Source organism: Streptomyces sp. NPDC002680 (genome assembly GCF_042889145.1).
GTDB lineage: Bacteria > Actinomycetota > Actinomycetes > Streptomycetales > Streptomycetaceae > Streptomyces > Streptomyces adonidis.
On the sequence record NZ_JBIAQP010000004.1, the window covers coordinates 365498 to 388678 of the forward strand.

The window sequence follows — 23181 nt, forward strand, 5'->3', positions numbered from 1 at the left end:
GACCAGTCCCCCAACTCGCGGCGAAGCAGCATGAATACACGCCAACCGTCTCCATACTGCCCACCTCTGATCAGTTCTCGGCAGGGGGCACACGACGCGCAGGAGGGCGCACTGCGGTCGTGTTGTCCGGGGCCCGGCAGTGGCGACAGCGCGAAGGGATCGTTCACAGGCCATGGATACGGTGCCGCTCTGGTCCCGTCCGCCGACGACATGCGCTTCCCGTCCGAAGAGGACCCCCTTGGACGCGGTGTCCCGGTGGTGGTCCGGCCCCGCCGACCTCGCGCGTGGGACGATCGAGTTGTGGTCTGTGTGGTTTCGGTACGCGAGGAGACCGCGTCGCCTGTTCCGGTCGCGCGACCTGGGGCGGGTGTGAGCCGTGACGCGTGATTTGGTGCTCGGTGTCGACGCGGGACACACGGTGACCAAGGCCGTGCTGTTCGACGCCACCGGCCGACCGGTCGCGCGCGGCAGCGGCATGCTTCCGCTGAGCACCCCTCGGCCCCACTGGGTCGAGCGGGACATGGACGACGTATGGCGAACGGCGCGGCAGGCCATCGCGGCCTGTCTCGCCGAGGCGGGTCCGGACGCGGGCCGGGCCGTCGCCGCGGTAGGACTCGCCGCGCACGGCGACGGTCTGTACGCCGTCGACGAGGGGGGCCGGCCGGTCCGGGCCGCGATCGTGGCGATGGACACGCGCGCCGAACCGGTGCTGGCGGAGTGGCGGGGCACTCCGGTCTGGTCGCGCGCCCTGGAGCTGTCGGGCACGGTGCCCTTCGCGGGTTCCCCGGCCGCCCTGCTGGCCTGGCTGGTCCGCCATGAGCCCGAGGTGGTTCACGAGGCCCGTTGGCTGCTGTCCTGCAAGGACTGGCTGCGGCTGAGGCTGACGGGCGCGGTGGCCACCGATCCCACGGACGCCAGCGCCTCGTTCACGGACATGCGGCGGGGCGGCTACTCACCGGAACTGCTCGATCTGTTCGGTCTCGGCGCGCTCTCCGACCTGCTGCCGCCGGTACTCGCGTGCGACGCGGTGAGCGGGACCGTCACCCCCGAGGCCGCGGCCCTCACCGGGCTCGCCGCCGGCACGCCCGTCGTCGCGGGCGCCCACGACGTCGACGCCGCCGCGCTCGGGATCGGCGGCACGGTGCCGGGCGAACTGTGCCTGATCGCCGGGTCGTTCAGCATCAACCAGGTGGTCGTCGAGCACCCGGTCGTCGATCCGCGCTGGCAGGTCCGTCACTTCGTCCGCCCCGGACAGTGGATGACCATGTCCACCTCGCCGGCGTCGGTGGCGAACCTGGAGTGGTTCCTGCGGGTCACGGGCAGCCCGGCCGAGCAGCGGGACGGCGTCCACGAGACGATCGGCCGCGAGGTCGAGGCCCATCTGGCGGGGCCGTCGGAGGTGTTGTTCCACCCGTTCGTCTACGGCTCCCCGCATCCGCATCCCACCTCCGGGACGTTCCTCGGGCTGCGTGGCTGGCACGAGCGCGGGCATCTGTTGCGGGCCCTGATGGAGGGCGTCGTACTCAATCACCGCTGGCACGTCGACGCGCTCTGTTCGAAGCTGCCGGTCACCGGGGCGGCCCGGCTGACCGGGGGCGCCGCGCACAGCGAGGTGTGGAGCCAGATGTTCGCCGACGCGCTGCGGCGGCCGGTCGTGGTGACCGACGTGCGCGAGAGCGCGGCCCGGGGCGCGGCCCTGCTGGCCGCCACGGCCGTCGGGCTGCTCGACGACGTGACGGACCCGCGCGCCGGGGCCACCGTCCTCCGACGCCACGAACCCCGCCCCGACCGGGTCGCCGTCCTCGACGAGGCGTACGAGGTGTACCGGGAGGCGCTGGAGGCCCTCGGGCCGGTCTGGTCCCGCCTGGACGCGCCGGAGGCCTGAGACCCGTCCGCCGGATCACGCCACAGAGGCGGGTCCCGGCACCCTCCTCACACCCCCTCCGAGCCACCTTAACGATAAATAACGAAAAGTTATCTCGCAAAATACGTTAACAAAGGCGCAGTCTCCTGCTAATAATTCCGCCATCGAAACGCGCCCGACCCCCCAGGGACGCATCCCGCACGAGAGGTCCCCCGTCACATGCGATCGACCAGATACGCCCTCATAGCCGGCGCCGCTGCCACCGCCCTGCTCGCCACCGCCTGTTCCGGAGCCGGGGCCGGCGGGTCCTCGGACGGGGGCAAGAGCATCAACGTCCTGATGGTCGGCAACCCGCAGATGGAGGACATCGCGAAGCTGACCAAGGACAACTTCACCAAGGACACCGGGATCAAGGTCAACTTCACGATCCTTCCCGAGAACGAGCTGCGCGACAAAGTCACCCAGGACATCGCCACCCAGGCGGGTCAGTACGACGTCGCCACCATCGGCGCCTACGAGGTGCCCATCTGGGAGAAGAACGGCTGGCTGCACGACCTCGGCACCTACGCCGACAAGGACACCAGCTTCGACAAGGCCGACCTGCTCAAGCCGATGGTCCAGTCGCTCACCGGCTCGGACGGCAAGCTCTACGCCCTGCCGTTCTACGGCGAGTCCTCGATGCTCATGTACAACAAGGACGTCATGAAGGCGAAGGGCATCACGGTGCCCGAACACCCGACCTGGCAGCAGATCGCCGACATCGCGGCCAAGGTCGACGGCGCCGAGCCCGGTATGAAGGGCATCTGTCTGCGCGGGCTGGCCGGCTGGGGCGAGCTGGGCGCGCCGCTGACGTCCATGGTCAACACCTTCGGCGGCACCTGGTTCACCAAGGACTGGAAGGCGCAGGTCAACACCGGCGGCTTCAAGAAGGCCACCGAGTTCTACGTCAAGCTGGTCAAGGAGCACGGCGAGTCCGGCGCCCCGCAGGCCGGGTTCACCGAGTGCCTGAACGCGCTCAGCCAGAAGAAGGTCGCGATGTGGTACGACGCGACCAGCGCCGCCGGTTCCCTGGAGGACCCCGCCTCCAGCAAGATCGCGGGCAGCGTGGGCTACGCGTACGCGCCGACCGTCGAGACGGACAGCAGCGGCTGGCTGTGGGCCTGGTCGTGGGCGATGCCGAAGACCACGAAGAACGCCGACGCCGCCTCGCAGTTCATGCTGTGGGCGTCCAGCAAGAAGTACGAGAACCTGGTCGGCGAGAAGCTCGGCTGGGCGCGTGTCCCGGCCGGCAAGCGGGCCAGCACGTACGAGATCCCGCAGTACAAGAAGGCCGCCGCGTCGTTCGGTGACATCACGCTGAAGTCCATCGAGGGCGCCGACCCGGCGAACCCGGGCGTCCAGCCGAGGCCGACCGTGGGCATCCAGTACGTGGCCATCCCCGAGTTCCAGGACCTGGGCACCAAGGTCACCCAGGAGATCTCCGCCGCCATCGCCGGCAAGACCAGCGTGGACAAGGCACTGGACGACGGCCAGAAGCTCGCCGAGGACGTCGCCAAGACCTACCAGAAGTGACCTTCAGCGCCCGGCCGGCCCTGACACCGGCCGGGCGCCGCTTCACCGACCCCGGCCGTCACCGGCGGAGGAAAGTTCTCATGACCACGCTCACCGCACCCCCCAGGCAGGCTCCCCCACCCGTCCGTCCCCGGAAGTCCTCGGGCTCGGCGGCCAAGTGGAAGCGGCGCGTCCCGCTGCTGCCCGCGCTGATCTTCACCATCGTCGTCACGCAGCTGCCCTTCGTGGCCACGCTGATCATCTCCACCTTCCAGTGGAACATCCTCAAGCCGGGCGAGCGCCACTTCGTCGGCCTCTCCAACTTCTCGTTCGTCTTCACCGACGAGCGGCTGCGCACGGCCGTCCTCAACACCGTCGTGCTCACCGCGTCGGTGGTGGTCATCAGCGTGATCCTCGGCCTCGGCCTGGCCATGCTGCTCGACCGCCGGTTCGTGGGCCGCGGGCTGGCCCGCACACTGCTCATCGCCCCGTTCCTGGTCATGCCGGTCGCGGCGGCGCTGCTGTGGAAGCACGCCATCTACAACCCCGACTACGGCCTGCTCAACGGCGCATTGAACGCCGTATACCGGTTGTTCGGCGCCGACAACGGCCCCACGGTCGACTGGATCTCCTCCTACCCCATGCCCGCCGTCGTGGTGTCGCTGGTGTGGCAGTGGACGCCGTTCATGATGCTGATCCTGCTGGCCGGTCTCCAGGCACAGCCCGGTGACGTGCTCGAAGCGGCCCGCATGGACGGGGCCTCCGCGCTCCAGACGTTCCGGCACATCACGCTGCCGCATCTGCGCCAGTACATCGAGCTGGGTGTACTGCTCGGCACGATCTACGTCGTGCAGACCTTCGACGCGGTCTTCACCATCACCCAGGGCGGTCCGGGCTCCCAGACCACCAACCTGCCGTACGAGATCTACCTGACCATGTTCCGCAAGTACGAGTACGGCGAGGCGGCCGCCGCCGGTGTCGTCGTCGTGCTCGGCGCGTTCGTCATCGCGACCTTCGCGCTGCGCACCATCGCGTCGCTGTTCCGCGAGGAGACATCCCGATGACCGAGCGCCTGTCACCTTTCTGGACGTTCGTCGCCTGGCTGGCCACGCTGGCGTTCTTCGCGCCGGTGGCGTGGATGGTGCTCACCTCCTTCCACCAGGAGGCCGACGCGGCGACCAACCCGCCGACCCCCTTCGCCCCGGTCACCTTCGACCAGTACAAGCTGCTGTTCAGCCGGGACATCACCCCCTTCCTTCTCAACTCGGCCATGGCCAGCATCCTTTCGACGGTGCTGGTGCTCGCCCTGGCGGTGCCGGCGGCGTACGCGCTGTCCATCAAGCCGGTCGAGAAGTGGACCGACGTGATGTTCTTCTTCCTGTCCACGAAGTTCCTCCCGGCCATCGCGGCCCTGCTGCCGGTCTACCTGATCGTCAAGGACGCCGGGATGCTGGACAACATCTGGACGCTCGTCATCCTCTACACCGCGATGAACCTCCCGATCGCGGTGTGGATGATGCGCTCGTTCCTCGCCGAGGTCCCCAAGGAGATCCTGGAGGCCGCCGAGGTCGACGGCGCCGGGCTGCTCACCGTGCTGTGGCGTGTCGTCGCGCCGGTCGCCATGCCGGGACTCGCGGCCACCTCGCTGATCTGCTTCATCTTCAGCTGGAACGAGTTCATGTTCGCCGTGAACCTCACCGCGACCCAGGCGTCGACCGCGCCGGTGTTCCTGGTCGGCTTCATCACCAACGAGGGTCTGTTCCTGGCCCGGCTGTGCGCGGCGGCCACCCTGGTGTCGCTGCCGGTCCTCATCGCCGGATTCGCCGCCCAGGACAAGCTCGTACGAGGTCTCTCCCTGGGAGCAGTCAAGTGAAGGCAGCCGTCATCACCCAGCCGGGCAGCGTCGAACTCGCCACCGTCGACGACCCCTCCCCCGGCCCGCGCGAGGTCGTCGTCGAGGTCGCGGCCACCGGAATCTGCGGCACCGATCTGCACATCCTCCAGGGCGAGTTCGCCCCGAAGCTGCCCGTCATCCCCGGCCACGAGTTCGCCGGGGAGGTCGTGGGCCTCGGCAGCGAGGTCACCGAACTCTCGATCGGCGACCAGGTCGCCGTGGACCCGTCGCTGTACTGCTTCGAGTGCCACTACTGCCGCCTAGGCCACAACAACCTCTGCGAACGCTGGGCCGCCATCGGCGTCACCCACCCGGGCGCCGCCGCCGAGTACGCCGTGGCGCCCGTCGCCAACTGCGTACGACTGCCCGACCACGTGGACGCCCAGGACGCGGCCCTGATCGAGCCGCTGTCCTGCGCGGTGCGCGGCTACGACGTCCTGCGCAGCCGCCTCGCCTCCCGCGTGCTCGTCTACGGCGCCGGAACCATGGGCCTGATGATGCTCCAGCTCGCCAAGGCCACGGGCGCCGCGAGCGTCGACGTCGTCGACATCAACGCCGAACGTCTCGCCACAGCCGGGCAGTTGGGCTGCTCCGCCGGTGCCACGTCCGCCGACCAGCTCGACCGGCCGAACTACGGCTGGGATCTGGTCATCGACGCCACCGGCAACGCGAAGGCCATCCAGGACGCCCTCGGCCGGGTCGGCAAGGGCGGCACCTACCTGCAGTTCGGGGTCGCCGACTACGCCACACGGGCCACCATCGAGCCGTACCGGATCTACAACCAGGAGATCACGATCACCGGCTCGATGGCCGTCCTCCACAGCTTCGAACGCGCCGCCGACCTCTTCGCCACCGGTGTCATCGACCCGCGCGTCTTCATCAGTGACCGCCTCCCCCTGGCCGCGTTCCCGGACGCGATCGCCCGCTTCCAGGCCGGAATCGGCCGCAAGATCCAGATCCAGCCCGGTCTCGCCTCCGCGTGAACACCCGAACCGAACGGACCCCCACCATGACCGAGCAGATCCGCCGCGTACTCGTCCGCTCCCTCGACGACATCAGCATCGAGCACGTGCCCGCGCCCGTACCCGGGGACGACGAACTCCTCGTACGCACCGCGGTCGTCGGTGTGTGCGGCTCCGACACGCACGCGGCGGCCGGGCACCATCCCTTCATCGACCTGCCCTACCGCCCCGGTCACGAGGCGGTCGGTGTCGTCGCCGCGGTGGGGACGGCGGCCGGGGACTTCACGCCCGGCGAGCGGGTGATCATCGAGCCCAACCTGTACTGCGGCACCTGCCCCCAGTGCCTCTCCGGCCGCTACAACATCTGCCAGGAACTGAAGGTCTTCGGCTGCCAGACGCCCGGCGCGATGACCGACCTGTTCACCATCCCGGCCGGCCGCGTCCACCGCGTCCCGGACGGGATGACGGACATCGAGGCCGCCCTCGTCGAGCCGCTGGCCACCCCGGTGCACGCCGTGGCGAAGGCCGGTGACCTCACCGGCCGTACGGTCGTCGTGCTCGGCGCCGGGCCCATCGGGCTGCTCGTCCTCGCCGCCGCCCGGCACGCGGGCGCCGCGAGGATCGCCGTCACCGACCTGCTCGACGGCAAGCGGGAACGCGCCCTGCGGCTCGGCGCCGACGCGGCCCTGCCCGCCGACGCCACCGACCTGGCCGAGCGGGCCCACACCGCGCTCGGCGGACCGGCCGACGTCGTCTTCGACTGCGTCGCACGCGAGCAGTCCATGGCCCAGGCCATCGACCTGGTCACCAAGGGCGGTACGGTCATCGTCGTCGGCGTCGGTGCCGCAGGAACCACCCCCGTCCGCCTCGACCTGGTCCAGGACCGGGAGATACGGATCGAGGGCACCCTGATGTACACCGGCGACGACTACCGCACCGCGATGTCCCTGATCTCGTCCGGCGCCATCGACACGGCCGAGATCGTCACCGCCACCTACCCGCTGGAGGACGCCGCCAAGGCCTTCGCCGCGTCCGTCGATCCGGGACAGGTCAAGGTGCTGGTCACCGTGAACGGTGTCTAGTTCCGGGGAGCGGACGAAACACGGCCCCCACCGGGCCGTGTGGGAAACTGCGAGATCGGAGCGACCGGGAAGGAGGGGCGCCGTGACCGCGCGTACCCGACTGTCACAGGCGGCCGTCGAGGAGCGGCGGCAGGCCGTGCTGCGGTATGTCGCCGACCACGGCGAGACCCGTATCGACGACCTCGCCCGGCACTTCGACGTCAGCCTGATGACGATGCACCGGGACCTCGACGACCTCGCCGGGCGGCATCTCCTGCGCAAGGAGCGCGGGCGGGCCGTCGCCTTCCCCGCGCTCACCATGGAGACCGCCACCCGGTTCCGGGAGAACAGCGCCCTCGCGGCCAAGAACGCGCTGTGCGCGGCCGTCGTCGACCGGATCAGGCCGGGCAGCACGGTGCTCATGGACGACTCGACGACCCTGTTCCCCCTGGTCCGGGCCCTGGCCGAGCTGGACCAGCTGAGCGTCGTCACCAACTCCGTGGGCCTCGCGCAGCGCCTGGGTGCCGCGCCGGGCGTGAGTGTCACATTGCTCGGCGGTCACTACCGCGGCGACTTCAACTCCTGCACCGGTCCCTCCGTCACCCGCGCCCTGTCCGGGATCCGGGCCGACCTCGCCCTGATGTCCGCCACGGCCGTCCTGGACGGCCGGCTCTTCCACCCCCTGAGCGACTACGTCGAGGTGAAGCTGGCCATGCTCGCCTCCGCCGAGCAGGCGCTGCTCCTGGTGGACCACTCCAAGTTCGGCAAGACCGCCACGTACGCGTACGGCACCGCGGCCGACTACCACTCCGTCGTCACCGACACCGGCACCCCCGAGGGGGAACTCACGGCCATGCGCGATCTCGGCGCCACCGTCGAGGCGGTCGAACCCGAAGAGCCCGCCCTGTGATCCGCACCCTGTTCGAAACGCCGACCGCCTACCACCCCAGTGACGCCGAGACGGCCGCGCCGGTGCCCCCGGTCCGGGCGGTGCTGTTCGACTTCAGCAACACCATCTTCCAGATGATCGACCTGGACACCTGGCTGCACCGGGTCGCCGCCGCCACGGGCCGTCCCACCGTGCTGGACGCGCCGGGTGCGGTGGCGGAGATCTCCGACCAGTTGCGGACCGCCTTCCGACTGCCGTCCGTCGTCGCCCTCCAGGAAGGCCGGGATCTCTCCTGCGAACAGCACCGCCGTGCCATGTGGGGCTGGTGGGAGCAGGTGGACTTCCTGCGCGGCGCGGAGGAGGCGGCCTACCGGGAACTCACCGCTCCGGACGCCTGGGTCCCGTATCCCGACACCGAACCGGTCCTTCGTGCCCTGCGCGAACGCGGACTGCGCGTCGCCGTCGTGAGCGACTTCGCCTGGGATCTACGCGTCCACCTCGCCCATCACGGGCTGGACGCCCTGATCGACACCTGTGTCGTCTCGTATGAACAGGGCCGCGAGAAACCCGATCCGCAGCTGTTCCTGAAGGCCTGCGCCGACCTGGGCGCCGATCCGCGCGCCACCCTCATGGTCGGTGACAACCCGGTCCGCGACGGCGGCGCGGCAGCCTGCGGTCTGCGCACCTACATCCTCCCGGCCGAACACCGCACCGGTGAGCGCGGACTGGCGGACGTGTTGCGGCTCGTGGACTGACAGCGGGGGCGGACGGATCACCCTGCTGGCAGGATGACCGTATGGAACGTGTGCTTGGCATCGGTGGACACTTCATGCGGGCGGCCGATCCGGTGGCCCTGAGCGCTTGGTATCGCGACTGTCTGGGCCTGGACGCCGATGAGCACGGCCTGTGGCAGCAGGCGGCCGGGCCGACCGTGTTCGCGGCGTTCGAGTCCGACACCGACTACTTCGGGTCCCGTACCCAGCAGACCATGCTCAACTTCCGGGTCCGCGACCTGGACGCGATGCTCGCGCAACTGCGCGCCCAGGGAGCGGACGTGGCCGAGGAGACACAGGACATGGAAGGTGTGGGTCGGTTCGGCTGGGTCACCGACCCCGAGGGCAACCGGATCGAGCTGTGGCAGCCCGCCTGACCGCGCCCTCACGCGGGCGGTGACACTCGGCCTTCCAGGACCCGGGTGCCCGGGGCGCAGCTCTCCCGCAGCTCGGCGAGTTCGGCGGCGGGCAGACTCCGGGCGGAGCCTCGCCGGCTGTGGTCGAGCAGGGCGGACCCTGCGTTCAGCCAGCTCGGCACAGGGTCCACGCCGATGAACCCCGCCAGGCGGGTGAGCGCTTCCGCAGGGCTGTCCAGGAGGTCCTCGTAGGAGAGGGTCGTGCGCCGGTCGGCGGGGAGCCGGGTGAGGAACTCCGTTCCCTCGGTGACGAGTTGGGACCACAGGGCGCCGAAGGTCCGCAGGGGGATGTGCCGGTCGCGGACGAGGGCCGGGTCGAAGCGGTCGTCGAGCAGGGGTGCCAGGTCCGGGGGCAGCGCGCGGACGTGCTCGGGGGTCAGCTCGCCGAAGCTGTCGATGCCGGAGCAGGTCTTGATCTCTCGGAGGAGCAAGATCGCCCGGTATCCGGGATGGCGGCTCATGGACAGGGCGCAGTCCGGGCCTTCGCGGAACATGTGCACGAACTTCGCCTCCGGGAAGGCCTCCCGCAGTGCCGGTGCCCAGCCGGTCGAGTAGCCCGAGCGCTCCACGACGGCGGTGCGTCCGAAGCGGGCGCAGAGCAGGCCGTACAGGGCCCGGTGGTGCTCGGCGGCGGTGCGCCGCGGCCACTGGACCACCGCCGCGCCGAGTTCGTCGAGGAGTCCGTCCGGGTCGTCGGTGAGGTGGGGCAGCACCATCAGGGAGAGCGCGGGAACGCCGGCCGTGGTCGGCCCCGAGTATCTGCCGGGGCGGCTGGTGTGGAGGAACTCCGGCAGCGGCAGCCCGCTGCGGATCATCCGCTCGAAATGCGGCGCGGGCGCGGAGAGCGCCTGCCAGAACTCCTCGCCGTCCACCGCGCCACGGGGGAAGGACGCGTCGCCCACCGAGGCCATGAACTCGTTCAGACTCAGCACGTCCGGGTGGGAGTTGAGGATGCGGGACAGCGCCGTGGAGCCGCTGCGGCCCGTACCGAAGACGAAGGTCAGAGAACGCATGATCCCCTTTCGGGTGGTGGATTTCGAGTGGCGGACGGTGCGCGCTGTTCAACTCTGCCCGGCCCGACAGGTTGCGCACCCCGCGAGTTCTAGGGGTAGCCGGGGAAGGGCTGGACGCCCATGAGGACGGCACCCGCGCCGTCGTACACACCCTCCTGGAGGAAGGCGTGCTGCGGTACGACCGAGGCGTCCCGCAAGTAGCGCTGGAGTGGACTGTCGTCGGCCACGGCGTCGATGCCGCCGAGCTGGTAGGCGGTCCGGACGACCTCGAAGGAGGTCTTGGCGAGGTGTGCGGAGGCCAGGCGCAGCATGCTCGCCCGGTCGGCGGTGGCGGGGTCGCCCGCCCGGACCGTCGCCCATGCCTCCTCCGTGGCCTCGTAGAAGAAGGCGCGTACGGACCGGAGTTGGGCCTCCGCCTGGCCGACCGCGATGCGGTAGGTGGCGCGTTCGGCCGGCTTGGGGGCACCGGTCCAGCCCGACCTGCCGCCCTGCGCGATGACGTGGTCGAGGGCGGCTCGGGCGACACCGAGGCTGACGACGGCCAGCACTTGGGCGGCGTAGGGGACGGTCGGGTAGCGGTAGAGGGGTTCGTCGACGGTGGCGGCGCCGCCACGGACGAACGTCCACTCCTCGGGTACGACGGCCCCCTCGACCACCAGATCATGACTGCCGGTGCCGCGCAGACCGATGACGTCCCAGTTCTCCGCGATCCTCACCCGCTCGGGCCGCAGTACGGCGGTGAGGGGCCGTCCTGCCCTGTCCGCACCGGCCTTGATGCCGACGCCGAGGACGTCCGCGCCCATGCAGCCGCTGGCGAACCTCCATCGGCCCGAGAGCCGGTAGCCGCCCTCGACGCGCTCGGCGGGTTGTACGGGGAACAGGCCGCCCGCGAAGGCGACATCGGGTCCGTCGGCGTACAACTCGGCCTGGGTGTCGAGCGGCAGGCCGGCCAGGTAGACGCCGGAGCAGCCGAAGCTCGCGACCCAGCCGGCCGAACCGTCGACGACCGATATCCGCTCGATCAGGCGGAGGAACTCCGCGGGCGGCAGGGCGTCGCCGCCGAAGCGCCGCGGCACGCTCGCCCGATAGAGCCCCGCGTCCTTGAACACGGCGATCACGTCTCGCGGAACATGCCGTTTCTCCTCGAACTCGGCCCGCCGCTCCTCGACCACGGCCAGCACCCGGTCCAGCCGCGACCCCGGGGAATCCGGCGCCTGTGTCATGAGAACAATCCCCTCGTATCGCCGTGCCGGGACGCCGAGTTCGTCAACTGTCGGTCAACGCGCGACTCGGCCGCGTTCGGTGGAGCCCGATCAAAGATTCGAGGGTGCAAACGCCGCAAGGCACCACATCCGGATTCGCCGGACCCCCGTCCGCCCGGCGGTCTACCGTACAGACATGCCGCGCTGCCCGCCGCGGTCGGACGAGGAGGAATCCCGTGTCATCGCCCTGTGACCCCCAGTACGCTCCCGCCGGCGACGTGGGCGCGGCGCTCATGGTGGTCGACTCCCGGCTCAAGGCCCTCCACGACGGTAGGACCGAGACCGACCCGGAACAGCAGCAGCTGGTGAAGCAGTACGCCGCGACCCTGGGTCCCACCGGGGTCGACGCTCTGCTGGACGGTGCGTGCACGCTCATCTACATGTTCATGGAGTGGATGAGGAAGGCCTGCGAGGACCATGACAAGGACGTCATCGAGTACACGGTGCCCGTCCTCGTGGCCACGATGCGGATGATGCCCAAGACCTTCCGTCCCGAGGTCATCCCCACCATGGCCGGTCTGCTCATCGCCTCGGGCACCGGTCTGAGCCCCAACCTGTGGCGGGCGCAGTACGGGCGCTGGACCGACGCCGAGATGAATCCTCTGGAGGCCACGGTGGTCCTCCTCGCGGAGCACATCAACCGGATCACCGACGACGAGAACTTCGCCACCCGCCTGATCACCGACGCCCTGTCCAGGGCGGACCAGGACGAGGACCAGGACTGACGTGCGGCGACGGGTCCGCTCAGGTGTGCCAGTGGTAACGCCGCTCGGGGCGCCCCGTCTGCCCGTAGCGCAGGGTCACCACCGCCTGGCCCGTGACGCTCAGGTACTCGAGGTAGCGGCGTGCGCTGACGCGTGAGATGCCGACCCTCGTCGCGCACTCGGCGGCGGACAGGGTTCCGTCGGCCGTGCGCAGTGCGCGTTGGACGAGTTCCGCGGTCTCCACGCTCATGCCCTTCGGCAGGGTGGGCGTCACCGTCGGCGCCGCCGTCCGTCCCAGTGCGCGGTCCACGTCGGCCTGTCCGCTGACCGTCGCGGCGTGCAGATTGCCGCGCCGGGCACTGTAGCGCTCCAGCCGGTCCTTGAGGTCCTCGGCGTCGAAGGGTTTCAGCAGGTAGTCGACCACTCCCTGGCGTACGGCGCCCCGCACCGCCTCCGCCTCGCGCGCGGCGCTGATCACCAGCACGTCGCAGTCCTGGGCCGCCGTCCGCAGCCTCGGGATGACATCGAGGCCGAACATGTCGGGCAGATAGAGGTCGAGCAGCACCAGGTCGGGCTGCAGTTCGGCGGCGGCGGAGAGTGCCTGCTCCCCGCAGTTCGCCGATCCGACCACACGGAAGCCGTCGACGCCGTCGACGAATCCCCGGTGGATCCGCGCCACCATGAAGTCGTCCTCGACCACCAGGACGTCGATCATCGGACCTCCTCCGTCTCCCGGTCGGTGAGCTGACCCACGGACATCCGGGCCGTGAACACGGCACCCGGATGCGTGTTGGCCACCGACACCTCGCCCCCTCTGCGGGTACAGACCAGCCGGGTGAGCGCCAGGCCGATCCCCCGGTCGCCGCCCTGCGCGGCCTTGGTGGTGAAGCCCCGGGAGAACACCTCCTGGGCCAGCTCCGGGGCCACGCCCGGGCCCGAGTCACGGACCACGATCTCCACGCTCGACGCGTCCTGGCGCAGTTCGACCTCCACCCAGGCGTCGCCCGCGTGGTCCGGGGCCGCGGCGGCGTCGAGGGCGTTGTCGACGAGGTTGCCGACCACCGTCGCCACGTCCGCGGAGTCCGTCGGCTCCAGCCGGTCCAGGGCCGTGAGTTCGGAGATCCGCAGCTGGACCCGGCGCTCCGCCGCGAGCGCGGACTTCGCCGTGAGCAGCGCGGCGACGGCATGGTCGCGGACCCGGCTGGTGAGGGTCAGGTCGAGCGACTCGCGGTGTTTTCGCAGGGCCCGGACATACCGTACGACCTCGTCGTGCTCGCCGATCTGGATGAGCCCGGAGATGGTGTGCAGCTGGTTGGAGAACTCGTGGGCCTGCGCGCGGAGCAGTTCGGTGCTGCTGCGGAACGAGCCCAACTCCCTTTCCAGCTGGGCCAGTTCGGTACGGTCCCGGAGTGTCGTGACAGAGCCGAGCCGGCGGCCGTCCTTGGTGACGTCCATCCGGTTCATCACCAGCACCCGCCCCCGGCGTACGACCACCTCGTCGCGCCGCTCGCTGCCGTGCTCGGCGCCCAGCTCGCCGCCGGTCCCGGCCAGGACGTCGTACAGCCTGCCCTCGATGCCCAGGTCGGCCAGGCTCATCCCGACGCAGTCCTCGGGGAGGTCGAGCAGTTTGCGGCCGACCTCGTTCACCAAGGTGAGCCGCAGCTGCGGGTCGAGCGAGATCACGCCCTCGGCTATCCCGAACAGCATGGCCTCCCGGTGCTCGGCGAGGCCCGCGATCTCGCGGGGTTCGAGGCCGAAGGTCTGGCGTTTGATGCGCCGGGCCAGCAGCCAGGAACCGGCGACACCGAGCACGCTCGCGATGCCGAGATAGGCGAGCAGATACGACGAGGCACCGCTCAGCCGCTGCCAGACCGTCGGCGAGACCCGGCCGATCATGACCGTGCCGAGATGCTCGCCGACGTGCTTCCCGTCCTCGCCGAGCACCGGGACCTGGGCGACCAGCTCGCGGACCCCGTCCACCGACAGCTCCCCCGACCAGCCGCGCGCCTGCGCGACGCTGGGCCCGTCGACCGGGAGCCGGGTTCCGACCAGGGTGGGGTTGGTGGAGGCGACGATCCTGCCGTGTTCGTCGGCGACCGTGACGGAGGTGACGTTCGACCGGGTCAGTGTGGTCTGCAGCAACGGCGCGAGGGTCTCGCCGGGGGCGGGACGGACCAGCTGGGTGCGCAGTAGTGGGTTTCCGGCCATCTCCTCGGCGAGGGCGCTCACCCGGCGGCCCTCGACCCGGTCGAACGTCGCCCGCGACTGCGCGAGCGACACCGCGGCGACCGCGAACAGCACCATCACGACGCCCGTGAGCTGCAATACCAGCAGCTCACCGGCGAGCGTGTGACGGCGTGACACAACGACCACTATGAACTCAACCTTCAATGGTCACACAAGGCAGACGGGGTGTCCCCCGAGCCGCACAATCATGGCGCCGGACTCGCCCAAGCGAAAGAGATGAGCCATGAGAACTCGCAGAGCCGCACTTCTCTCAGCTCTTGCCACTGTGTCGATACTCGCCGTGAGCGCCTGCGGTGCCACCGCCGAGAAGGAGGAGTCGGGCAGCGGAAGCACGGGCGGCAAGCCCGTCACCGGTCTGCGGATCATGGTCCCCAACACCCCGGGCAGCGGGTACGACGTCACCGCCCGGACCGTCGCCCAGGTGATGCAGGACTCCAAGGTGGCGTCCGGGGCGCAGGTGTACAACCTGCCCGGGGCCGGCGGCACCGTGGGGCTCCAGCGGCTGGTGAACGAGAAGGGCAACGGCAAGCTCGCCATGCAGATGGGGCTGGGGGTCGTCGGCTCCTCGTACACCTCGAAGTCGGCGGCGACGCTGACCGACACCACGCCGCTCGCCAAGCTGATCGAGGAGGCCGGCGCGATCGTCGTGTCGAAGGACTCCCCGTACAAGACGATCGACGACCTGGTCACCGCGTGGAAGAAGGACCCCAAGAAGGTGGCCGTGGGCGGCGGTTCGTCGCCGGGCGGTCCGGACCATCTGCTGCCGATGCAGCTGGCGAAGGCGGTCGGCATCGAGCCGAAGGACGTCAACTACATCTCCTACGACGGCGGCGGTGAGCTGCTGCCCGCCATCCTGGGCAACAAGATCGCCTTCGGGGCCAGTGGGTTCGGCGAGTTCCTCGACCAGATCGAGGCCGGTCAGGTGCGGGTGCTCGCGGTGACCAGCGAGAAGCCGATCGACGCGGTGAAGGACGCCCCCACGCTCAAGGACTCGGGGATCGACCTGGTCTTCACCAACTGGCGCGGGATCGTGGCCCCGCCCGGGATCACCGACGCGCAGACGAAGACCTGGATCGACTCCCTGACCACGATGCACGACTCGGCGCAGTGGAAGTCCGAGCTGACCAAGCGCGGCTGGACCGACGCCTTCGTCACCGGTGACGAGTTCGGCTCCTTCCTGAAGGAGCAGGACAAGTCCGTCGCCGACCTGCTGACCGAGCTCGGTCTGGCATGAGTTCCCAGGTCGACGAACGGAGCGTCGAGGACGCCCGTCCGCCGCGGGGCAAGGACCGCGCACAGTACGGCGTGTGCGCGTTCCTCGTCCTGGTGGGCACCGCGGTGATCGTGGACGGGCTCGGCATCCCGCACATCACCAGCAGCACCGACCCGGTCGGCCCGCGCGCGGTGCCCGTGATCCTGGGCGTACTGCTCCTGCTCGTCGCGGTGGCGTACGCGGTCGACGTGGCCCGGGGCGGCCACGGTGAGCCGGAGGCAGGCGAGGACGTCGACCTGTCGCAGGGCACGGACTGGCGCACGGTACTGCTGCTGATCGGCGCGTTCGTGGTGAACGCGGTGCTGATCGAACGGCTCGGCTGGGTGATCAGCGGCGCACTGCTGTTCTGGGGCACGGCCTTCGCCCTCGGCAACCGGCACTACGTACGCAATCTGCTGATCGCGGTGACGCTGTCCCTCACCTCGTTCTACGCCTTCGCGATCGGGCTCGGTGTGAACCTCCCGGCCGGTGTGCTGCAAGGAATCCTCTGATGGACAACCTGAACAACCTGATGCAGGGCTTCGAGGACGTCGTCGCCCCGATGAACCTGCTGCTGGCACTGGTCGGCGTCCTGGTCGGCACGGCGGTGGGGGTACTGCCGGGCATCGGTCCGGCGATGACCGTGGCCCTGCTGCTGCCGATCACCTACGGCATGGAGCCGGTGCAGGCGTTCATCATGTTCGCCGGCATCTTCTACGGCGGTATGTACGGCGGTTCGACCACCTCGATCCTGTTGAACACCCCCGGGGAGTCGTCCTCGGTGGTGACGGCCATCGAGGGCAACAAGATGGCCAAGGCGGGCAGGGCGGCACAGGCCCTCGCGACCGCCGCGATCGGCTCCTTCGTGGCGGGCACCATCGGCACCCTGCTGCTGGTCCTCGTCACCCCGTTCGTGGTCGACTTCGCGGTCAGCCTGGGCGCACCGGACTACTTCGCCCTGATGCTGCTGTCCTTCATCGCGGTCACGTCCGTACTGGGCGCGTCCCGTATCCGGGGACTGATCTCGCTGCTGCTGGGTCTGACAATCGGTCTGGTCGGCATCGACACGGTGTCCGGGCAACAGCGGCTCACCCTGGGCGTGCCCCAACTGGCCGACGGGATCGACGTGGTGGTGGTCGCCGTCGGGATCTTCGCCGTCGGCGAGGCGCTGTGGGTGGCCGCACATCTGCGGCGCAGGCCCGTCGAGATCATCCCGGTCGGCAGGCCGTGGATGGGGAAAAAGGACTGGCAACGGTCCTGGAAACCCTGGCTGCGCGGTACTGCGTTCGGCTTCCCGTTCGGCGCGCTCCCGGCCGGCGGCGCCGAGATCCCGACCTTCCTGTCGTACGCGACGGAGAAACGCCTGACCAAACACCCCGAGGAGTTCGGCAAGGGCGCCATCGAGGGCGTCGCCGGTCCCGAGGCCGCGAACAACGCCTCCGCGGCGGGCACGCTGGTCCCGATGCTGGCCATCGGCCTCCCGACGAACGCGACCGCCGCGGTCATGCTGGCCGCGTTCCAGTCGTACGGCATCCAGCCAGGACCGCTGCTGTTCGAGCGGGAGGCAAGCCTGGTCTGGGTACTGATCGCCAGCCTGTTCATCGGCAACCTGATGCTGCTCCTGCTGAATCTGCCGCTCGCACCGGCCTGGGCGAAACTGCTCCAGATACCCCGCCCCTATCTCTACGCGGGGATCCTGTTCTTCGCGTCGATGGGCGCGTACGCCGTCAACGCCCAGCCCCTGGACCTGTTCCTGCTGCTGACGCTGGGGCTTCTCGGCTTCGCGATGCGGCGGTTCGGACTGCCGGTGCTGCCCCTGATCATCGGCGTCATCCTCGGCCCCCGGGCCGAACTGCAGGGCCGGCGCTCGCTCCAGCTGTCGGGCGGCGAACTGTCGGGACTGGTGGGCGGACCGGTGTCCTATGCCGTCTACACGGTGATCGTGCTGGTGCTGGCCTGGCCGCTGGTACGGCGGCTCTTCGTACGTCGGCTGCCTGAGCGAACTGCCTGAGAGGAAGAACAGACATGACCGTACTGGTCGGCTACGTGCCCTCACCCGAGGGTGAGGCCGCGCTGCGGGCGGGGATAGACGAGGCCCGGCTGCGCGGCGAGAAGCTGCTGGTGGTGAACACCTCGCGCGGGGACGCCTATGTGGACCCGCGGTTCGCACAGGAGCCGGATCTGGCGCATGTCCGGGAGGATCTCGCCGCGCTCGGTATCGAGTTCGACATCCGTCAGGTGCTGGGCGGGGGCGATGCCGCCGAGGAGATCATCGAGCTGGCGGAGAAGCTGGACGTGTCCCTCGTGGTGATCGGACTGCGGCGCCGGAGCGCGGTCGGCAAGCTGATCACGGGCTCGGCGGCGCAGCAGATCCTGCTGGGCACCGACTGCCCGGTGCTCGCCGTGAAGGCGGCGGTGTAGCCATGCTGTTGAGGACATTCGGCTGGTCGTTCGCCGTCACGGCGGTCGGCCTCGCCTTCGCCGCGTGGCAGTGGGGATGGGAGGCCTTCGGGATCGTCCTGATCCTGTCGGTCCTGGAGATCTCGCTGTCCTTCGACAACGCGGTGGTCAACGCCGGAATCCTGAAGAGGATGAACGCCTTCTGGCAGAAACTCTTCCTCACCGTCGGCATCCTGATCGCGGTGTTCGGGATGCGGCTGGTCTTCCCGGTCGTGATCGTCGCCATCAGCGCGAAGGTCGGTCCCGTCGAGGCGGTCGAACTCGCCATCGACAACCCCGGGCGGTACGAGGACCTCGTCACCGACGCCCACCCGGCGATCGCCGCCTTCGGTGGCATGTTCCTGCTGATGATCTTCCTCGACTTCATCTTCGAGGACCGCGACATCAAGTGGCTGGGATGGCTGGAACGCCCGTTGGCCAGGCTCGGCCGGGTCGACATGCTCTCGGTCTGCGTCGCGCTGATCGTGCTGCTGGTCTCGGCGACGACCGTCGCCACCCACGCGCACATCAGCACGGGCCATGCGGACAAGTCGGCCACGGTGCTGCTCTCCGGAGTCGCCGGTCTGATCACGTACATGGTCGTCGGTGGTCTCTCCGGCTACTTCGAGGACAGGCTCGAGGACGACGAGGAACACGAACACGAGGAGGAGGAGAAGGCCAGGGCCGAGGGCAGGCCGGTCTCGGTGGCCGCCCTCGCCGGCAAGGCCGCCTTCTTCCTCTTCCTCTACCTCGAAGTCCTCGACGCGTCCTTCTCCTTCGACGGTGTGATCGGCGCGTTCGCCATCACCAACCACATCTTCTGGATGGCGCTCGGCCTGGGCATCGGCGCGATGTACGTCCGCTCCCTCACCGTCTACCTGGTCCGCCAGGGCACCCTCGACGACTACGTCTACCTGGAGCACGGCGCCCACTACGCGATCGGCGCCCTCGCCACGATCCTGCTGGTCACCATCCGGTACGAGATCAGCGAGATCATCACCGGCCTCGTCGGTGTCGTCCTGATCGCGGCCTCGTTCCTGTCGTCCGTCCGCCGAAACCGGGCTGTCGGCAGGGTCCGCACATCCCGGGGAGACAGCTGAATCGGTGCCGTGTTGCGGGCTCTCGTACCCGGTGCGACGGTGGACAAAAGGGCGTTGCCGAGACAACGGCCCGGCAGCAGCAGCCCTGCAGGCGACGGCTCACGCGTCGATTACGCGACCAGACCGCGCCCCCACTCCTCGAAGCCTGGCATCGCGTGCGTCCGCGCGCGTCCGCTGCCCGGGGAAGCGCACAGAAAGCGGGAAATTCAATGGCGAACGGACCTATGGACAGGCGCGCCTTCGGCGAGCAGCCGGACCGGCCCAACGGCTCCCTCGCGGGCCAGGGATCGGAGTACACCGGTCGGTACATCGTCCTGCTCGACCCGAACAACCAGGAGAGCGGACTGAACGCGCTGCGTTCCGCCGCCGACATCGCGCCCGTGGAGCGCGTCCGGGGAACCGAGACCACCAACGTCGCCGGACTCCTCGAAGACCCCGGTGTCTCCGTGCACTTCGAACAACTCAGCGCCGCCGTCGTCGAAGTACGACGCGACCGGCGCCACGCACTGGTGACCACGGCCGAGGCCGATCCCTCGATCATCGCGGCGGAGCCGGAGCGCATGGTCTACGCCTCGGTGATCGGTACGGCGCAGCAGCCGATGACCGAGTTCTTCCCGGCCTACCGCAGCGACGAGGAAGTGGTCGAAGGCCACACCAAGGCCGCCATGGCCGCTGCCCAGGGCCCGGCCTGGGACGAGCAGAAGTGGACCTGGGGCCTCCAGGCGATCCGGGCCAACCTGACCAGGCTGACCGGACGCGGCGTGAAGATCGCCGTCCTCGACACCGGTGTGGACACCGACCACCCGGACCTGGTCGGGCGCATCGAGGAGACGGCCTCCTTCGTGCCCGGCGAGACCGTCGAGGACGGCCACGGCCACGGCACGCACTGCATCGGCACCGCCGCCGGCCCGGCCACTCCCCAGCAACAGGAGCCCCGCTACGGTGTGGCGACCGAGGCCCGGATACTCGCGGCGAAGGTGCTCAGCAACGCGGGCAGGGGCACCGACGGCCAGATCCTGGCGGGCATCGACTGGGCGATCTCCCGCGGCGCGCGGGTGATCTCCATGTCGCTCGGCGCTCCGGTCGGGCCGGGTGAGCTCTTCACCCAGACGTACGAGAAGCTGGCCCAGCGCGCGCTCCAGCTCGGGACAGTGATCGTCGCCGCCGCGGGCAACGAAAGCCGACGGCCCCAGGACATCCAGCCCGTCGGCTCACCCGCCAACTGCCCCTCCATCCTCGCGGTGGCCTCGCTGGACAAGTCGCTCACGACGTCGTTCTTCTCCTGCGGCGGCATCAACGGCCAGGGCGGCGAGGTCAACATCGCCGCGCCCGGCAGGGACGTACGCTCGGCCGCGCCCGGCGGCGGGTACAAGACGATGTCGGGCACCAGCATGGCCACACCGCACGTCGCGGGTGTCCTGGCGCTGCTCGCCGAGGCCAACCCCGACGCCACGGCGGCCAACCTCAAGGCCACTCTCCTGTCCGGCGCGTTCCCGCTGGCGGAACCCGCAACGGACGTCGGCTCGGGTCTGCTGCAGGCCCCGTGAGCGAGTCCTCGCGGTCCACGCCGGTCGGGGTCATCGTCGCGGTCGACCCCGACCGGTTCGCGGAGGTGGTCGAGGCCGCGCGACGGTCCGGGCTGGCCGTCACAGGTGAACAGCCGCTGCTCGGCACGCTGTCCGGAACCATCGCCGAGGACCGGATCCCGGCTCTCGAAGCGGTCGTCGGCGTCGAATCCGTGGACCGCGACCGCGCCGTCCGCCTCCCGCCGCCCGACTCCCCGATCCAGTAGGTCGCAGCGCGACGCCCCGGGCCCAAGGCCCGGGGCGTCCCGTGTGATCGATCCCGGCCTGCGATCAGTCCCAGTGGATGTCGGCCAGGCTCTCCAGCGGCGTCCGCTCGGCGATCGCCTCGGGCACGAGCAGCTTGTCCCCCTTGTGCAGGGAGGAGCGGAAACGGATGTGGGCGCGTTCCTCGATCTCGTCGAGCGTGACCTGGAAGACGCGGAACTCATCGAGGTCCAGGGATTCGAGCTGGTCCAGGTTCTGGGTGAGCACGAACGCCTTGGTCTTCAGTTCGCCCCGTTCGGTGAAGGTGATGACCTTCCAGAACTCACGAGGGATCCTGACGCCTCGGAAGACATGATCGTCGTCCTGGAAGACCGGTCCCCCGAAGACACTGACCTTGAGGTCGTCGACGTCGACATCGGCGAAGACGGCGTCCTCCAGCTTTCCCCACAGCCCGTTCCTCGAACTCTGGTTGAAGTCGTCCATCTGCGGGGTGATGTTGGTGTAGAAGAACGAGTCGGTGTTCGCCTTCTGCGCTTCCGGCAGACTGCCCCACAGCAGATCGGCGCGCCTCGCTATGTGGCCGCGGTCGAGGCGGTTGGCCTCGTACAGCTCGTTGCCCACCTGGGCGTTGGCGGGGAGCCGCGGGTCCTTGGTGAAGGGGATTCCGGACCGGCTGAGTCGCTTGAGGGAGCCGCCGTCGATGTTCCATCCGACCCAGAACGGGAAGTGGCGCTTCTTGCTGAGTGCCAGCGAGAAGTGCGTGTACGGGATGACCTCGGAGCCGTCGAGCCGCACCGCGTCACCGCTGATCTCCGCGGTGAGTTGCGGTGTCTCTATCTGCTCGCCCAGGAAGTCCGGGTCGTATCCCCGCAGTGGCGTGACGTCCTCGGGCGACAGCCCATGCAGGCTGACGTCGAGTTTCTCGAAGACCGAACTCGCCAGACAGGCCAGCGCGTGTTCGTCGGCGTTGCCCGCGTCCTCCCCACCGAAGTGCAGCCCGGCGATGATCCTGCTCGGTTTTCCGTTGCCCTGCTTGAACAGCCATACCGCGCCGGAGTCGCCCCCGCTGCTGATCTCGCCGTTCGCCGCCGGGTGGTCGTCGTCGGGTCCGATCTCGAAGCAGCCGATGGTCTTCTCGCCGACATCACCCCCGTAGTCGATCTTGACCAAGGTGTCGATACGGCGGACCACTCCATGGGTGACCCCGGTGGTACGTCCGCTCTTGACGACCTTGTCGCCGAGTTCGGGCTCGCCCAGTTCCTCGGGCGCCACACCGAGTTCGAAGATCTTGCGGTCGAAGTCACGGCTCGGATCGATGCTCGCGACCGCACAGTCACCGGCGGCACCGAGATGGGACCGCTTCAGGACGCCGAGGCGGTTCCGGGAGACACGGTTGTCGTCGAACTTGCCGGGCTGCACGACGCCCTCGCCCAGGTCTCCGTCCGGCCCGTGCAGAACGTGCCAGTTGCTGAGCACGTACGGGGTGCCGTCGGCCTTGTCGAACACGATGCAGCCGATCGTGCCGGCCGAGACAGTGACAGCCCCGACGCTCGCTCCGGGAACGACCGGCTTCATGCGGGTCTTGCGATCCGGCTTGTCGACCTCGGCCACGACACGGAAGTGGGTCGTGTAGCTCCGCTCGATGACGTCGGTGGGTATCTCGACACCGTCGACCGTGACGGCCGCCGGTATCCGAGTCGTACCCAGCGCCTCCAGCGCTTCCGGCTGGACCTTGCTGTTGACCGTGAACTGCAGCACGATCTGCTTTCCCCGTGTGCCGTTCTTGACCTTGTGACCGATGCCGACGGACGAGACGTTGGGATCCTTGAGCAGGTTCTGGCCCTGGGCACGGATGTAGTGCCGAAGGGACTCGATCGTCCTGTCCTGGGCGGAGACCGGCTTCCGGGGCGGCGTGGCTGTCTTCTTCCTGCCGTTGGTGACCATGAGGGGTGTGCGTCCTTTCG

Annotated in this window: 22 protein-coding genes; 17 read left to right on the forward strand and 5 right to left on the reverse strand. The window is 69.4% G+C overall.

Annotated elements, in window-relative coordinates; translation table 11 throughout:
* Nucleotides 1-376: 376 nt before the first annotated feature.
* The 9 genes from ACFYXF_RS14000 to ACFYXF_RS14040 all read left to right on the forward strand — a co-directional run bounded on the left by ACFYXF_RS14000 (nt 377) and on the right by ACFYXF_RS14040 (nt 9371).
* A complete protein-coding gene (locus tag ACFYXF_RS14000) occupies nt 377-1885 on the forward strand; it encodes an FGGY-family carbohydrate kinase (RefSeq protein WP_389349780.1) in 1509 nt (502 codons plus the stop codon).
* Nucleotides 1886-2083: 198 nt separating this feature from the next.
* Nucleotides 2084-3436, forward strand: a complete 1353-nt coding sequence (locus ACFYXF_RS14005) for an ABC transporter substrate-binding protein (protein WP_389349781.1) — start codon at nt 2084-2086, stop codon at nt 3434-3436.
* 80 nt (nt 3437-3516) lie between these two features.
* Nucleotides 3517-4479, forward strand: a complete 963-nt coding sequence (locus tag ACFYXF_RS14010; RefSeq protein ID WP_389349782.1) for a carbohydrate ABC transporter permease — start codon at nt 3517-3519, stop codon at nt 4477-4479.
* On the forward strand, nt 4476-5288 hold the full coding sequence (locus tag ACFYXF_RS14015; protein WP_389349783.1) for a carbohydrate ABC transporter permease: 813 nt from the start codon (nt 4476-4478) through the stop codon (nt 5286-5288). Before ACFYXF_RS14010 ends, ACFYXF_RS14015 begins: the two co-directional genes overlap by 4 nt.
* Complete coding sequence (locus tag ACFYXF_RS14020; protein ID WP_389349784.1) at nt 5285-6292, forward strand: zinc-dependent alcohol dehydrogenase family protein; 1008 nt, start codon at nt 5285-5287, stop codon at nt 6290-6292. The genes ACFYXF_RS14015 and ACFYXF_RS14020 overlap by 4 nt, the downstream gene beginning before the upstream one ends.
* A gap of 26 nt (nt 6293-6318) precedes the next feature.
* The gene (locus ACFYXF_RS14025; RefSeq protein ID WP_389349785.1) at nt 6319-7353 is read left to right on the forward strand and encodes a zinc-binding dehydrogenase; all 1035 of its coding nucleotides are present in this window, start codon (nt 6319-6321) and stop codon (nt 7351-7353) included.
* Nucleotides 7354-7435: 82 nt separating this feature from the next.
* Nucleotides 7436-8242, forward strand: a complete 807-nt coding sequence (locus ACFYXF_RS14030; protein ID WP_389349786.1) for a DeoR/GlpR family DNA-binding transcription regulator — start codon at nt 7436-7438, stop codon at nt 8240-8242.
* A complete protein-coding gene (locus tag ACFYXF_RS14035; RefSeq protein WP_389349787.1) occupies nt 8239-8976 on the forward strand; it encodes an HAD family hydrolase in 738 nt (245 codons plus the stop codon). The genes ACFYXF_RS14030 and ACFYXF_RS14035 overlap by 4 nt, the downstream gene beginning before the upstream one ends.
* Before the next feature lie 41 nt (nt 8977-9017).
* A complete protein-coding gene (locus ACFYXF_RS14040; protein ID WP_389349788.1) occupies nt 9018-9371 on the forward strand; it encodes a VOC family protein in 354 nt (117 codons plus the stop codon).
* An 8-nt stretch (nt 9372-9379) separates the two neighbouring features.
* Here ACFYXF_RS14040 and ACFYXF_RS14045 read toward each other — a convergent pair whose 3' ends face one another.
* Together ACFYXF_RS14045 and ACFYXF_RS14050 are read right to left on the reverse strand one after the other, a co-directional pair.
* Nucleotides 9380-10423 (reverse strand): sulfotransferase, encoded by a 1044-nt coding sequence (locus ACFYXF_RS14045; RefSeq protein ID WP_389349789.1) that lies wholly within the window; start codon nt 10421-10423, stop codon nt 9380-9382.
* Between the two features lie 89 nt (nt 10424-10512).
* Nucleotides 10513-11646 (reverse strand): acyl-CoA dehydrogenase family protein, encoded by a 1134-nt coding sequence (locus ACFYXF_RS14050; protein WP_389349790.1) that lies wholly within the window; start codon nt 11644-11646, stop codon nt 10513-10515.
* 215 nt (nt 11647-11861) lie between these two features.
* On the opposite strand from ACFYXF_RS14050, the gene ACFYXF_RS14055 reads away from it, so the two are divergent.
* Nucleotides 11862-12410, forward strand: coding sequence for a hypothetical protein (locus ACFYXF_RS14055; protein WP_389349791.1), 549 nt, complete (start codon nt 11862-11864; stop codon nt 12408-12410).
* Between the two features lie 19 nt (nt 12411-12429).
* Here ACFYXF_RS14055 and ACFYXF_RS14060 read toward each other — a convergent pair whose 3' ends face one another.
* Together ACFYXF_RS14060 and ACFYXF_RS14065 are read right to left on the reverse strand one after the other, a co-directional pair.
* Nucleotides 12430-13104 carry a response regulator gene (locus ACFYXF_RS14060; RefSeq protein ID WP_389349792.1) on the reverse strand — a complete coding sequence of 225 codons (675 nt, stop codon included), beginning with the start codon at nt 13102-13104 and terminating at the stop codon, nt 12430-12432.
* Entirely contained in the window at nt 13101-14693 is a 1593-nt protein-coding gene (locus tag ACFYXF_RS14065; RefSeq protein WP_389349936.1) for an ATP-binding protein, read from the reverse strand. The genes ACFYXF_RS14060 and ACFYXF_RS14065 overlap by 4 nt, the downstream gene beginning before the upstream one ends.
* Nucleotides 14694-14859: 166 nt before the next feature.
* Here ACFYXF_RS14065 and ACFYXF_RS14070 point away from each other — a divergent pair, with 166 nt between their 5' ends.
* The 7 genes from ACFYXF_RS14070 to ACFYXF_RS14100 all read left to right on the forward strand — a co-directional run bounded on the left by ACFYXF_RS14070 (nt 14860) and on the right by ACFYXF_RS14100 (nt 21219).
* Nucleotides 14860-15870 carry a Bug family tripartite tricarboxylate transporter substrate binding protein gene (locus ACFYXF_RS14070; protein ID WP_389349793.1) on the forward strand — a complete coding sequence of 337 codons (1011 nt, stop codon included), beginning with the start codon at nt 14860-14862 and terminating at the stop codon, nt 15868-15870.
* Nucleotides 15867-16400 (forward strand): tripartite tricarboxylate transporter TctB family protein, encoded by a 534-nt coding sequence (locus ACFYXF_RS14075; RefSeq protein ID WP_389349794.1) that lies wholly within the window; start codon nt 15867-15869, stop codon nt 16398-16400. Before ACFYXF_RS14070 ends, ACFYXF_RS14075 begins: the two co-directional genes overlap by 4 nt.
* Nucleotides 16400-17899 carry a tripartite tricarboxylate transporter permease gene (locus tag ACFYXF_RS14080; protein WP_389349795.1) on the forward strand — a complete coding sequence of 500 codons (1500 nt, stop codon included), beginning with the start codon at nt 16400-16402 and terminating at the stop codon, nt 17897-17899. Before ACFYXF_RS14075 ends, ACFYXF_RS14080 begins: the two co-directional genes overlap by 1 nt.
* Nucleotides 17900-17913: 14 nt before the next feature.
* Nucleotides 17914-18309 carry a universal stress protein gene (locus tag ACFYXF_RS14085; protein ID WP_389349796.1) on the forward strand — a complete coding sequence of 132 codons (396 nt, stop codon included), beginning with the start codon at nt 17914-17916 and terminating at the stop codon, nt 18307-18309.
* A 2-nt stretch (nt 18310-18311) separates the two neighbouring features.
* The gene (locus ACFYXF_RS14090; protein WP_389349797.1) at nt 18312-19427 is read left to right on the forward strand and encodes a DUF475 domain-containing protein; all 1116 of its coding nucleotides are present in this window, start codon (nt 18312-18314) and stop codon (nt 19425-19427) included.
* A gap of 209 nt (nt 19428-19636) precedes the next feature.
* Complete coding sequence (locus ACFYXF_RS14095; RefSeq protein WP_389349798.1) at nt 19637-20974, forward strand: S8 family serine peptidase; 1338 nt, start codon at nt 19637-19639, stop codon at nt 20972-20974.
* Entirely contained in the window at nt 20971-21219 is a 249-nt protein-coding gene (locus tag ACFYXF_RS14100; protein ID WP_389349799.1) for a hypothetical protein, read from the forward strand. Before ACFYXF_RS14095 ends, ACFYXF_RS14100 begins: the two co-directional genes overlap by 4 nt.
* Before the next feature lie 64 nt (nt 21220-21283).
* Here the strand turns inward: ACFYXF_RS14100 and ACFYXF_RS14105 are convergent, their stop codons facing one another.
* Nucleotides 21284-23161, reverse strand: a complete 1878-nt coding sequence (locus ACFYXF_RS14105) for a DNA/RNA non-specific endonuclease (RefSeq protein WP_389349800.1) — start codon at nt 23159-23161, stop codon at nt 21284-21286.
* Nucleotides 23162-23181 lie beyond the last annotated feature (20 nt).